This window comes from Noviherbaspirillum autotrophicum (genome assembly GCF_000818395.1).
Classification (GTDB): domain Bacteria; phylum Pseudomonadota; class Gammaproteobacteria; order Burkholderiales; family Burkholderiaceae_D; genus Noviherbaspirillum; species Noviherbaspirillum autotrophicum.
Genome location: NZ_JWJG01000028.1, coordinates 4,829,529 through 4,841,365, shown reverse-complemented (window position 1 = coordinate 4,841,365; position 11,837 = coordinate 4,829,529). Strand labels below are relative to the sequence as shown.

Below are 11,837 nucleotides of genomic sequence, written 5' to 3'. Positions count from 1 at the left end.
GTTGGCCGTCATTTTATCGGCTCGCGGCGCCGCCTGGCTATGGGGCGAGTGACCTGAGGATTTGTCTTGCAATAAAAAAGGCCGCCTGCCTTGACGGCAGACGGCCTTCGTTTCAGCACTGGCAGAGCCGGCCTTAATTACTTTCCAGGAAAGTCCTGAGCCGGTCCGCACGCGAGGCGTGGCGCAGCTTGTTCATCGCCTTCGACTCGATCTGGCGGATGCGCTCGCGCGTGACGTCGAACTGCTTGCCGACTTCTTCGAGCGTGGCGTCGCCCGCCATGTCGATCCCGTAACGCATGCGCAGCACCTTCGCTTCGCGCGCCGGCAGCGAATCGAGCACGTCGCGGATCACGTTGCGCATCGATGTATGCATCGCGGCGTCGGCCGGCGACAGCGTGGAGCCGTCTTCGATGAAGTCGCCCAGCTGCGAATCGCCGTCGTCGCCCATCGGCGTGTCCATCGATACCGGCTCCTTGGCGATCTTCAGGATTTCGCGCACCTTCTTTTCCGGCATGTCCATCTTCTTTGCCAGCGTCGCGGCATCCGGCTCGGAGCCGGTCTCCATCAGGATCTGGCGCGAGATACGGTTCATCTTGTTGATGGTTTCGATCATGTGCACTGGGACGCGGATCGTGCGCGCCTGGTCGGCAATCGCGCGCGTGATCGCCTGGCGGATCCACCAGGTCGCGTAAGTCGAGAACTTGTAGCCGCGGCGGTATTCGAACTTGTCCACCGCTTTGAGCAAGCCGATATTGCCTTCCTGGATCAGGTCGAGGAATTGCAGGCCGCGGTTCACGTATTTCTTCGCGATCGAAATCACCAGGCGCAGGTTGGCTTCCACCATTTCGCGCTTGGCGTTGCGCGCCTTCATCTCGCCGGTCGTCATCTGCTTGTTGATCTTGCGCAGTTCCGCCAGCGGCAGCGACACGCGCGCCTGCAAGTCGACCAGCCGCTGCTGGTATTCCTTCACCGCCGGAATGTGGCGGCGCAGCGTGACGGCGTAAGCCTTGCCGCTGTCGGCTTCGGCATCGACCCAGGCCAGGTTGGTTTCGTTGCCCGGGAAAACCTTGATGAAATGCTCGCGCGGCATGCCGCACTTGTTGACCACGATGTCGAGGATCTGCCGTTCCAGACGGCGCACTTCCTCGACCTGCGAGCGCAGCATGTCGCACAGCTTTTCCACCACCTTGGCGGTGAAGCGCATGCCGAGCAGATCGGCGGTGATTGCCTGCTGCGCTTCGCGGTAGGCGGCGGACTGGCTGCCTTCCTGTTCGGCCGCCGCGCGCATCTTGTCGAAATGCGCCGCGATCAGCGCGAACCGCTCCAGGGCGGTCTTTTGCAGCTGCGCCAGCTGTTCTTCCGACAGGCTGGCCGCGCCGCTGCCGCTGCTGCTGTCTTCCTCGTCATCGGCGGCGTCGTCATCGAGTTCCTCGTCGTCTTCCTCGTCGGCCGCAGTGCTGACCGCCGTGACGGCCTCGTCCGACACGTTCGGGTCGACCAGCCCATCGACCACATCGTCGATGCGGATTTCTTCCTTCCTGATGCGTTCCACCTGGGCCAGGATTTCGGCGATCGCGGCCGGGCAGGCGGACACCGCCTGCATCATGTCGGTAAAGCCGGCTTCGATGCGCTGCGCGATCTCGATTTCGCCCTGCCGCGTCAACAGCGGCACCGTCGCCATCTCGCGCATGTACATGCGCACCGGGTCGGTGGTGCGGCCGAAGTCGGCGTCGACGCTGGACAGGGCGGTGGTGACCGCCGCTTCCGCGTCGTCGTCCGTGACCGACACGACGTTATCCGACAACAGCAGCGTCTCGGCGTCGGGCGCCTGTTCGTACACGGCGATGCCCATGTCGGTCAGCGTGGAGATCACGCTGTCGAGCGTATCCTGGTTGGTCGAATCGTCGGGCAGATGGTCGTGGATCTCGGCATGGGTCAGGAAGCCGCGTTCCTTGCCGGCCTTGACCAGCGCCGTGATCTGCTTGCGCCGCACTTCCATGTCTTCCGCGCTCATGCCGGTGCTGGCGTTCTTGCGCGCGCGCGACGCCGCCGTCATTTCGGCGCGTTCCACCGCGTTGACCGCGGCCAGTTCGTCGTGCTCCGGCTGGTATTCGGACGGGCGTCGGCCGCGTCGGCCCGGCACCTTCACCGCCGGCAGCGTGTAGCCGGAAGTGTCGATCTCGGCCAATGGCACAGTCGGCTCGGCCACCGGCTTTTCCTGGCGCGGTGCGGCCTTCGTCACTGGTGCCGACGGCGCCGCCGTGACAGCAGGGGCGGCGGGAGTGGCGGTCGCGACAGGCGGCGCACTGCGCTCGGGCGCCGGCTTGGCCATGGCCCTGGACGCGGCTTTGCGCACCACGACGACTTTCGGCTTGGCTGCTTCGGACGCGGCTGGCTCGGCGCTTGGCGCCGGCGCGTTGCCGGCAGCCGGAACGTCGGACGCAGCCACATCGGGCGCGACCGTTTCCTTGGCGGCCGACAGCAGGCGCGAACGCTTGGTTACGACGGTCACCTTGGTCGGCGGTTGCAGCGCGTCTGCAGCGTGTTCGATGGTGCGCGCCATGCCGACGTCGGCCGGCGTCGCGTCCGGCTTGGCAGTCTTAGCAGTTAATGTCAGCTTTTTAACGGGTTTGGTCATTGCTTCAATCAATGCAAGATGCGGCGCACTGCATGGGGTCATGACAGCCATGCGAATTCAGCGGCGCAACGGGCGCCATGCTGTTTCTGGTGCGTCGGTCTTACTTGCTGGGGATAATAATGTTGATCAATTTCGAGGCAAATCGTTTTGCTGCCACAAGATGAAACCATCCGAAGGCAGCCTTCCTGTATCCATGTCCATTGCGGCCAGTAGAGCAGGGGGTGCGTATTATATATTGCTCTTTGCAAAAAGACTTACGCGCTACATCAATGTCCTGCTTTACAACAGCCGTCCAGCCACAGGCAGCCGAAACGTCTTCAGGCGATAATGGCGAATGCTGTGTTGTCACGTTCAATCAATGAAGGAAGGTATGAGCAAAAAGCCATCACGTACACTGACATTCAAGTGCACGAAATGTTCGAAGCCGGTGACGGTATTTCTGCAAAAAGTCTCCGCCTGTTCCCATATCCAGCCGTACCAGGGCATCTGCACCTGTGGCGAAGTGATGCGCCATGCGACCGGCCAGAAGGATGCCGTCGAATCCTACCTTGCCTCGGCCGATGGCAACTGGGCGCACCACCATTAACGGCCCTGTGCCAGGGAGTTCAACATGGATGACAATAATTTTTCAGCGGATGACTGGCGGCGCCTTTTGCGCCATATCGGCGAGGATCCGCAGCGCCAGGGATTGCAGGATACGCCGGAGCGCGTCGACCGCGCCTGGAAGCACTGGACGTCCGGCTATGGCCAGGACCCGGCCGATATCCTGAAAGTGTTCGAGGATGGCGCCGAAAAATACAATGAACTGATCGTGGTGCGCGGCATTCCCGTCTACAGCCATTGCGAGCATCATCTCGCGCCATTCTTCGGCAGCGCCACCGTCGGTTACACGCCGAACGGACGCATCGTCGGCCTGTCCAAGTTGACCCGCCTGGTGGAATGCTTTTCCAAACGGCTGCAGGTGCAGGAACGGCTCACGATCCAGATCGCCGAGGCGCTGATGACGCATTTGCAGCCCTTGTCGGTTGGCGTGGTGATCCGCTGCCGCCACATGTGCATGGAAAGCCGCGGCATTCGCACGCCCGGCCAGGAAACGGTGACGTCGGCATTGCTGGGCGAAATGCAGACCAACTTCCCGCTGCGGACCGAATTCCTCGCATTGGCAAGAGAGAAAGATTAAGCGCCTTGCCACCGACTTCTTTAATCGGCCTCTTTAATTACTTGGAAGGCGGCCGCTTTACTACTTGTTGACATCGCAGACCTTGTTGCTTGGAGGCATGGTTTCCATCAATTAAGATGAATCATGCATGCGGCAGTTGCCGCAAATCCTAGGCGCCGCAGCGCGCCATTCGCTTCCATTGAAAGGCGGGCAACATGGGCTGGTTTTCGCAAAGCCACGAAAAATCGCTGCTGGGCCAGCTTCTGGTCAGGCAAAAGCTGATCTCCGAAGAACAACTGGCGCAGGCGATTGCGCAGCAGCGCAAGACGGGCCAGCGCTTGGGCGACATTCTCGCCGAGTGGAATCTTCTTACTCAGCACCATATCGAGCGCGCATTGCGCAAGCAGCGCCAGCTGCGCCTGGCCGCCGCGCTCGCCGCCGCCTTGTTCGCGCCGCTCGAGGCGCTGGCGGTCGCGCCTGCGCCCGCGGCGCCGATCAGTGTGCAAACGACCGGCCAGGAGGGCCGCAGCGGCTTGCTGGCGCTGAGCGAGGAAGACCTCGGTGAAATCGCGGCCCAGGGGCTCGACGACAGCCTGCTGCATCAGGTCAGGTCGAAAGACGCGGGCGTCAAGACGCTCGGCAAGCTGGTGAGCGCGATGAATCCGGTGCTCGATTTCCTGGAAGCGGACACCACGATCAAGGATGTAGTGTACGACCCGGCGCGCGCCAAGTCGAAGGTCAATCCGGACGGCTCGATCACGCTGTCCATGCCCAGTTCGATCGGCGAAATCAATTTCGACAATATCCGTGTCAAGGGCGACGCTTCCGGCGCAAGTTTCGGCAGCATTTCCATCAAGGCAATCGATCTCACCGGCACCACGCTGACGGTCGCGGCGCACAAGTCCTTTAGATAGCTAGACCGAAGTCAAACCGCGCCCCTTTCGCGATCGCACAATAAGAGCCTCATTGGACGCAGGCTCGGATTGCGAAGGAGGTGGCCATGGATCAGGCAACGAGGGATTTCGTACAGCGCATCATCGAACATGCCAGGGATTTGACCCTGGCAACCATCCGGCCGGATGGCTACCCGCAGGCCACCACCGTCAGTTATGCCAACGACGGACTGACTATTTACGTCGGCATCGGCAAGGACAGCCAAAAGGCGAACAACATCCGCCATTGCAACAAGGTGTCGCTCACGATTAATGAAGACTACAAGGACTGGAACCAGATCAAGGGCGTGTCGATGGGCGCGACTGCCGAGATCCTGGCCGATTCCGAAGAAATCAAGCGTGCGACCGAGTGCATGCTCAAGCGGTACCCGCAAATCTCGGAATGGGCGCAGTCCGACCTCGCCACCAATATCGTCCTGTTGAAGATCACGCCGCAGGTGATTTCGGTGCTCAATTATGAAAAAGGGTTCGGCCATACCGATCTGGTGACGGCACCGTGAAGCGCTCACCCGGGGTAAGACGCTGCGCGCTGCGCGAGGCGTTGCCCGGCCCGGCGGATAGCGCAGCGCCGTTCGGCAGCTTCGTCGCAAGAAGGCGCACATGGACCAGATGACTGTGGATGTCGCCGTCATCGGCGCCGGCAGCGCCGGCCTGACCGCCTACAAGGCGGCGCGCTCGCATCACGGCAAGCGCGTGGTCCTGATCGAGGGCGGGCCCTACGGCACCACCTGCGCGCGAGTGGGCTGCATGCCCAGCAAGCTGCTGATCGCAGCGGCGGAGGCGGCGCATGGCATGGCCACGGCGCCGGAGTTCGGCGTGCACCCCGGCGCGGCGCGCATCGACGGCCGCGCCGTGATGGCGCGGGTGCGTTCAGAACGCGACCGCTTCGTCGGGTATGTCGTCGCCGGCGTCGACCGCATCGACCCGGGCGACCTGTTGCGCGGTTGCGCGCGTTTTCTCGACGCCGCCCGCCTGCAAGTCGGCGAGCACACCATCGTGCAGGCGCGCAGCGTAGTCGTCGCGACCGGCTCCAGCCCTTACATACTGCCCCAGCTGGCCGCAGCCGGCGAGCGGCTGGTGGTCAACGACGACGTCTTCGCGTGGGAGGATCTGCCCGAGTCGGTCGCGGTGGTCGGCACCGGCATCATCGGGCTCGAAATCGGGCAGGCGCTGCAGCGGCTGGGCGTGCGGGTGGCGTTGTTCGGGCGCGGCGGCAACGTCGCGCAGCTGTCCGACCCGGCCGTGCTTGACGTCGCCACCGGGGCATTCCGGCAAGAGCTCGACCTGCGCCTGAACACGGAATTGCTCGACGTGCGGCGCGATGGGGCGCAGGTGCGGATCCGCTCGCGCGGCGCCGACGGCAGCGAGCGCAGCGAGTCGTTTTCATTCCTGCTGGCGGCGGCCGGGCGCGTGCCCAATCTGCAAGCGCTTTGCCTCGAGCGTACCGGCATTGCGCTCGACACGCGCGGGCTGCCGCTGTTCGATCCGCATACCATGCAGTGCGGCGACAGCTCTATTTTCATCGCCGGCGACGCCGACCACGAGAGGCCGCTGCTGCATGAGGCGATCGACCAGGGGCGCATCGCCGGCGACAACGCGGGGCGGTATCCGGATGTGCGACCCGGGCTGCGGCGCACACCGCTTGCCGTGGTATTTACCGATCCACAGCTCGCCAGCGTCGGGCAAGGCTGGCGCAGCCTGCGGCCGGGCAGCTTCGCGGTGGGGGCGGTGTCGTTCGACAATCAGGGGCGCAGCCGGGTGATGCTGCAGAATCGCGGATTGCTGCGGCTGTATGCCGAGCATGGCTCGGGCCGCCTGTTGGGGGCCGAAATGGCCGGGCCGCGCGCCGAACACCTGGCGCATCTGCTGGCTTGGGCTTGCCACAGCGGCATGACGGTCGAGCAGATGCTGCAAATGCCGTTCTACCACCCGGTCATCGAGGAGGGATTGCGCAGCGCGCTGCACGATGCGCAGGACAAGCTGCTGAAGGGGGAGCCGGAGATCGAACATTGCACCGACTGCACGCCCGGCATGTAATCCCCGAATGCGGTGGGGCGGCCGTCGCCGCCGCGCCACTCGTCAGTCTCGTCAGTCTCGTCAGGCGGACGTGATCAGTCCGACCAGGTGCTGGCGCGCCACGTCGAACTCGCGCCGCAGGCCGTCGAGAATCGCCCCCGCGCCGGCTAGCGTGCCTTCGCGTCCGAGCCGCTCGAGCTCCATGCAATGCTTGCGCATGCGTTGCGCGCCCAGGTTTTCGATGCTCGACAGGAAACGGTGGGCGGCCGATACCAGTTCTTCGGCGCTGTCGGCCGCCAGCGCGTTGGCGATGTTGTCCAGGTGCTTGGGCGAGTCGTTGATGAACAGCCGCACGATGTCCGACAGCAGCGTCGGGTTGTTTTCGTCCTGCAGCTCCGCCAGCTGGTCGATGCGGCGGCGGTCGATGATGACGTCGTGTTCCCCGCTTTCCTCGCTCGCTGCCGCGCCGGCCACAGAGGTGAGGACGTTGCGGATGTCGTCCAGTTCCACCGGCTTGGAGATGTAGGCATTCATGCCGGCGGCCAGGCATTTTTCGCGGTCGCCCGGCATCGCATTGGCGGTCATCGCGATCACCCGCGGCGGGCCGTCGCCGAAGCGCGCACGCAGGCGGCGCGTGGCTTCCAAGCCATCCATTTCCGGCATCTGCACATCCATCAGCACCACGTCGTAATTCTGCCGCTCGAGCGCGTCGAGCACCTCGACGCCGCTGGCCACCACGTCGGCGCGGTAGCCCAGGTGCGCCAGCAGCTGCTGCACCACCTTCTGGTTGACGGTGTTGTCTTCCGCGACCAGGATGTTGAGCGGCAGGGTCTCGGCCAGCTTGCCGGAAGGCGTGCGCGTCGATTGCGACTGGCGCGGCTCGATCTGCATGGCATGCAGCAGCGCATCGAACAGCGCGGTCGGCTTGATCGGCTTGTTCAGGTAGGCGGAAAACTGAATCTTCGTCATCTGCACGTCGCGCGGCCGGGTTGACACCGAGGTCAGCATGATCAGCGGCAGCGCCTGCGGATCGCGGTACTTGCGGATTTCCAGCGCCAGCCCGAGGCCGTCCATTTCCGGCATGCTCATGTCGAGGATGGCGACGTCGAACGCATGGCCGTGGCGCACGAAATCCATCGCTTCGATTGCCGATGCCGCGGCCGACGGAACCATGCCCCACAAGAGCGCCTGCTTGACCAGGATGCGGCGGTTGGTGCTGTTGTCGTCGACGATCAGCACGCGCTTGCCGGCCAGCGCCGACGAGCGCTCCTGCAGGAAGCTGTGCGCCCATTGCGAACCGGAGGCGTCGGCCTGGATCGTGAAGTAGAAGGTCGAGCCGCTGCCGACGGTGCTTTCGACCCACATGGTGCCGCCCATGACCTCGGCCAGCCGCTTGGAAATCGCCAGCCCCAGTCCGGTGCCGCCATACTTGCGAGTGGTCGACGCGTCGACTTGGGTAAACACCTGGAACAGCTCGGACAGCCGTTCCTGCGGAATGCCGATGCCGGTGTCGCGCACCGAAAACTGGATTTCGTGGCGCGGCTCGATAAGCCGGGAAGCGGACACCGACACCACGACTTCGCCGTGATGGGTGAACTTGATCGCGTTGGACAGCAGGTTGACCAGGATCTGGCGCAGCCGGGTCACGTCGCCCACCAGCGCCGCCGGCACGCTGTCGTCGATGAAGTAGGCGAGGTTGATGTTTTTCTCGGAGGCGTTCGAGGCCAGCAGATCGAGCGACTCTTCCACGCAGCGGCGCAGGTCGAATGGCTGGCGCTCGATGTCGAGCTTGCCGATTTCGATCTTGGAGTAGTCGAGGATGTCGTTGATGATGGTCAGCAGCACCTCGCTCGATGCGCGGATGGTTTCCGCGTAATCGCGCTGCTCTTCGTCGATGTGCGTGTTGAGCAAGAGACTGGTCATGCCGATGACGGCATTGAGCGGCGTGCGGATTTCATGGCTCATGTTGGCCAGGAACATGCTCTTGGCCTGCATCGCGGCTTCCGCCTTTTCCTTGGCATCGTGCAGTTCGCGCTCGTACGCCTTGCGCGCCGAGATGTCGCGCAGGATCACGGTGTGGATCACGCCGTCGTCGACATTGAGCTTGGAGATTGATGCTTCCGCCGGAAACTCGGTGCCGTCCTTGCGGATGGCGAAGATGGAGCGGCGCTCGGCCATCTTGCGCGCGTATTGCCCGGAACGGTCGAAGCTCTCGATGTGCCTGCCGTGGTCCGCGTGGTAGCGCGGCGGCAGCAGCATATGCAGGTGTTGCCCGATCGCTTCCTGTTCGCTCCAGCCGAATACCCGCTCCGCACCCTGATTGAACAGGATGATTCTCTGCTTGCCGTCGACGCAAATGATGGCGTCGTCAGCGATGCTGAGAATGCCATTCAGTTGGGCGGCGGTGAGGTTGGCGTTGGTCATGGGCAGGGCGAATCATCAATTGTTCCTCCGGCGTATTCTCCAAAGGACAACAAGATGTCATGTTAACCGGTTTTTCGCGGCCTTGTTTGGAACGTGCGCGCAAGATGCACGTTACGGCGACATGCGGAGGAAAGCGTATTGGCATTGATGTCATTTTGTTCATTGTTTTGGCGTTCTTTCCGTAAAACGATGCGTCGCTTGACCATGCCGGTCAGCGCCAAGGTTGCGGCCAGGCATGCGGCATTGGAAAATGTGACCGCCGTTTTTCAACGTCAATCATGGGAGGGAGAATAATGAAAGCCAAATTGGTACTGGGCATCTGCGGCGCCCTGCTGTCGCTGCAGGCGACGGCAGGACAACTGTGCGGCAAGCAGCGCGTGGCCGACAATGTGCGCACCTGCCCCAACGGGGATATGCCGATGTTCGTCGCCGACGAGGTCAAGCCGTACGTGCCGCCGGCCGCGACGGCGGCGCGCAACGACCAGCGGCAGCGCGCGGCGGAGATGGCGCCCGCCAGCCTCGACGACTACTTCGGCGTCTGGCGCACCCGCGCCCCGGGCGCGGTCTGGACTTCGCCCAGCGGCTACCGCGGCTATGACTGGCTGCATGTGAGCGCCGGCGTGTCGGCCGGCGACCTCATCATCAAGCCGAACGGCACCTATGTGTGGGCTTCCTACGGCGGCAAGGCGGGGCGCTGGACGCGCAGCGACGATGCCGGCTATCCGATCGTCCTGATCGACACCGTCGAGAACCGGCAGTGGAAGGTCGGTCTCGATCCTAAGCACACCGGCGGGCGCGACATCATCGTCTGGGACGGGGGCTCGTTTTATTACGACGGTCGGAAGTAGCCGCCGGACTGTCGCGGCGAATTTTCACATGGCAATACTCATCGCTACGCAGTAAGATTTCGATGAACCCGCCGGCGCATGGCGCCGGCGCCTTGTTTTCCTGTTATTGCTTGTTTCATTGTCGGGATCATGGACGAAATTAGCGCGCTGACGGTTATGTTCATCGAGCCCAGCACCAACGTGCGGACCAGTCTGCACAACATCTTCACGCAATGCGGGATCACGCACATCGAACATGTGATGCGTGCCAGCACCGCCATTGGCATGCTGCAGAAGAGGTCGTACGACATCATCCTGTGCGAATTCGACTTGAGCGAGGGGCAGGACGGCCAGCAGCTGCTGGAAGACTTGCGCCGGCACCGCCTGCTGCCGCTGACGACCTTGTTCATGATGGTGACTGCCGAGCGCGGGCAGGGCAAGGTGATCAGCACCCTGGAGCTGGCGCCGAACGAATATCTCCTGAAGCCGTTTACCGCCCAGTCGCTGCTCGAGCGGGTCGGGCGCGCGCTGGAAAAGCGTGCGCTCTTCATGCCGGTATACCGCGCCATGGAACACGGCGACTTGCTGCAGGCGATCGCCCGCTGCGAGCAGGGCGAGGCCAGGTCGCGGCGCTATGCGCTCGACTTTCGCTTCATGCGCGCCGGCCTGTACCTGCAGCAAGGTCAGCCGGTGCAGGCGGAATTGCTGTACGGGCAGCTGGTCCAGACCAAGGCGGCCGAGTGGGCGCGGCTCGGCCTGGCCAAGGCATTGCACATGCAGCGGCGCCTCGGCGAAGCCGAAGAGATATTGACCGCGCTGCTGCAGGAAAACGGCAAGCTGTGGGAAGCCTATGACTGCCTGGCCCGGGTGCACGAGGCCAGCGGCCGCCTGGCGCAGGCAAAGCAGGTGCTGGCGGAGGCGGTGGCGCTGGCGCCGCACACGGTGCGCCGGTTGCGCAAGCTCGGCCGGCTGGCGCTGGAGATCGGCGATGTCGACACGGCGCTCGCGGCATTCCAGGAGGTGGCCGGCAAGATCCGCCACTCCCGCTTCCGCGATCCGGAAGACTATGTGCATCTGGTGCAGGCCCTGCTCGGCAAGGGCCGCGTGCAGGAAGCCGGCGCGATCGTGCACGAGCTCGGAAAATCGTTGAGCGACTTCAAAAAGACCGAGGCGTGCGGCGCCATTTCCTCCGCGCTGATCCATGAGCACAACAGCGAAACCGAGCGCGCGCTGGAACGGCTGGAAGCCGCGATTGCGGCGTACCAGGACAATGCCGGCTTGTCGAACGAGGTGAAAATGGTGCTGGCGCAGAGCTGCCTGAACAACGGCATGGAGGAAAACGCGGCCATGCTCATGCTCGACGTGATGAACAATGCCGCCGACGATCTTTCCATGGCGCGCGCCGCAGCCACGCTCGAGCGCGCCGGCCGCCAGGACCTGAGCCAGAGCCTGGCCGAACAGAGCCGCCAGCAGGCGGCCGAGCTGGCCGCGTCCTGCGAGGCGAAGATCGCGCAGGACGATTATCAGGGCGCGGTGGAACTCATGACGCGGGCCGCGCAGAAGATGGCGGACAATCCGGAAGTGGCGCTCAATGCGGCGGCTGCCGTGCTCGCCTGCATCGACCATGCCGGGTGGGATGACGAGCTGGGCGCGCAGGCGCACCGGCATATCGAAAATGCGCGCCGCCTGGCTCCTGGCCATGCGCGCCTGGGCGAGCTGTCGGACCGGTACCGGGCGACGCTGAAGAAGTACAGCATCCCGTTTGAACACATGAGCGCGAAATCGCACGTGCGCGCCTGGAGCGGTTTTTCCCAGTGAAG

General features: G+C 63.7%; 10 protein-coding genes. 8 read left to right on the top strand and 2 right to left on the bottom strand.

The features are described 5' to 3' along the window. Positions 1-133: 133 nt before the first annotated feature. Positions 134-2,638, bottom strand: coding sequence for an RNA polymerase sigma factor RpoD (rpoD, locus tag TSA66_RS23805; protein WP_084200065.1), 2,505 nt, complete (start codon positions 2,636-2,638; stop codon positions 134-136). A 370-nt stretch (positions 2,639-3,008) separates the two neighbouring features. On the opposite strand from rpoD, the gene TSA66_RS23800 reads away from it, so the two are divergent. The 5 genes from TSA66_RS23800 to TSA66_RS23780 all read left to right on the top strand — a co-directional run bounded on the left by TSA66_RS23800 (position 3,009) and on the right by TSA66_RS23780 (position 6,787). Continuing rightward, complete coding sequence (locus tag TSA66_RS23800; protein ID WP_040042949.1) at positions 3,009-3,224, top strand: hypothetical protein; 216 nt, start codon at positions 3,009-3,011, stop codon at positions 3,222-3,224. Positions 3,225-3,248: 24 nt separating this feature from the next. Then, positions 3,249-3,818 (top strand): GTP cyclohydrolase I FolE, encoded by a 570-nt coding sequence (gene folE, locus TSA66_RS23795; RefSeq protein ID WP_040041808.1) that lies wholly within the window; start codon positions 3,249-3,251, stop codon positions 3,816-3,818. 194 nt (positions 3,819-4,012) lie between these two features. Beyond that, entirely contained in the window at positions 4,013-4,711 is a 699-nt protein-coding gene (locus TSA66_RS23790; protein WP_040041807.1) for a hypothetical protein, read from the top strand. An 86-nt stretch (positions 4,712-4,797) separates the two neighbouring features. Then, positions 4,798-5,250 carry a pyridoxamine 5'-phosphate oxidase family protein gene (locus tag TSA66_RS23785; protein ID WP_040041806.1) on the top strand — a complete coding sequence of 151 codons (453 nt, stop codon included), beginning with the start codon at positions 4,798-4,800 and terminating at the stop codon, positions 5,248-5,250. A 100-nt stretch (positions 5,251-5,350) separates the two neighbouring features. Continuing rightward, positions 5,351-6,787, top strand: coding sequence for a dihydrolipoyl dehydrogenase (locus TSA66_RS23780; protein WP_040041805.1), 1,437 nt, complete (start codon positions 5,351-5,353; stop codon positions 6,785-6,787). Between the two features lie 60 nt (positions 6,788-6,847). On the opposite strand, the gene TSA66_RS23775 is transcribed toward TSA66_RS23780, so the two are convergent. Further along, a complete protein-coding gene (locus tag TSA66_RS23775) occupies positions 6,848-9,190 on the bottom strand; it encodes a PAS domain-containing hybrid sensor histidine kinase/response regulator (RefSeq protein ID WP_052452561.1) in 2,343 nt (780 codons plus the stop codon). A gap of 138 nt (positions 9,191-9,328) precedes the next feature. Between TSA66_RS23775 and TSA66_RS27210 the strand changes: the two genes are divergently transcribed. The 3 genes from TSA66_RS27210 (at position 9,329) to TSA66_RS23765 (ending at position 11,835) form a co-directional block, all read left to right on the top strand. Next, the gene (locus TSA66_RS27210) at positions 9,329-9,484 is read left to right on the top strand and encodes a hypothetical protein (protein ID WP_157691772.1); all 156 of its coding nucleotides are present in this window, start codon (positions 9,329-9,331) and stop codon (positions 9,482-9,484) included. Then, positions 9,484-10,038, top strand: a complete 555-nt coding sequence (locus TSA66_RS23770) for a hypothetical protein (protein WP_040041804.1) — start codon at positions 9,484-9,486, stop codon at positions 10,036-10,038. The genes TSA66_RS27210 and TSA66_RS23770 overlap by 1 nt, the downstream gene beginning before the upstream one ends. A 129-nt stretch (positions 10,039-10,167) precedes the next feature. Beyond that, on the top strand, positions 10,168-11,835 hold the full coding sequence (locus TSA66_RS23765) for a tetratricopeptide repeat-containing response regulator (RefSeq protein WP_198358889.1): 1,668 nt from the start codon (positions 10,168-10,170) through the stop codon (positions 11,833-11,835). The last annotated feature ends 2 nt before the right edge of the window (positions 11,836-11,837 follow it).

Bases quoted from the DNA above. Each gene is read 5' to 3' on its own strand.
- TSA66_RS23770 (WP_040041804.1), top strand. From the start codon at position 9,484: ATGAAAGCCAAATTGGTACTGGGCATCTGCGGCGCCCTGCTGTCGCTG.
- TSA66_RS23780 (WP_040041805.1), top strand. From the start codon at position 5,351: ATGGACCAGATGACTGTGGATGTCGCCGTCATCGGCGCCGGCAGCGCC.
- TSA66_RS23790 (WP_040041807.1), top strand. From the start codon at position 4,013: ATGGGCTGGTTTTCGCAAAGCCACGAAAAATCGCTGCTGGGCCAGCTT.
- folE (WP_040041808.1), top strand. From the start codon at position 3,249: ATGGATGACAATAATTTTTCAGCGGATGACTGGCGGCGCCTTTTGCGC.
- TSA66_RS23765 (WP_198358889.1), top strand. From the start codon at position 10,168: ATGGACGAAATTAGCGCGCTGACGGTTATGTTCATCGAGCCCAGCACC.
- rpoD (WP_084200065.1), bottom strand. From the start codon at position 2,638: ATGACCAAACCCGTTAAAAAGCTGACATTAACTGCTAAGACTGCCAAG.
- TSA66_RS23800 (WP_040042949.1), top strand. From the start codon at position 3,009: ATGAGCAAAAAGCCATCACGTACACTGACATTCAAGTGCACGAAATGT.
- TSA66_RS23775 (WP_052452561.1), bottom strand. From the start codon at position 9,190: ATGACCAACGCCAACCTCACCGCCGCCCAACTGAATGGCATTCTCAGC.
- TSA66_RS23785 (WP_040041806.1), top strand. From the start codon at position 4,798: ATGGATCAGGCAACGAGGGATTTCGTACAGCGCATCATCGAACATGCC.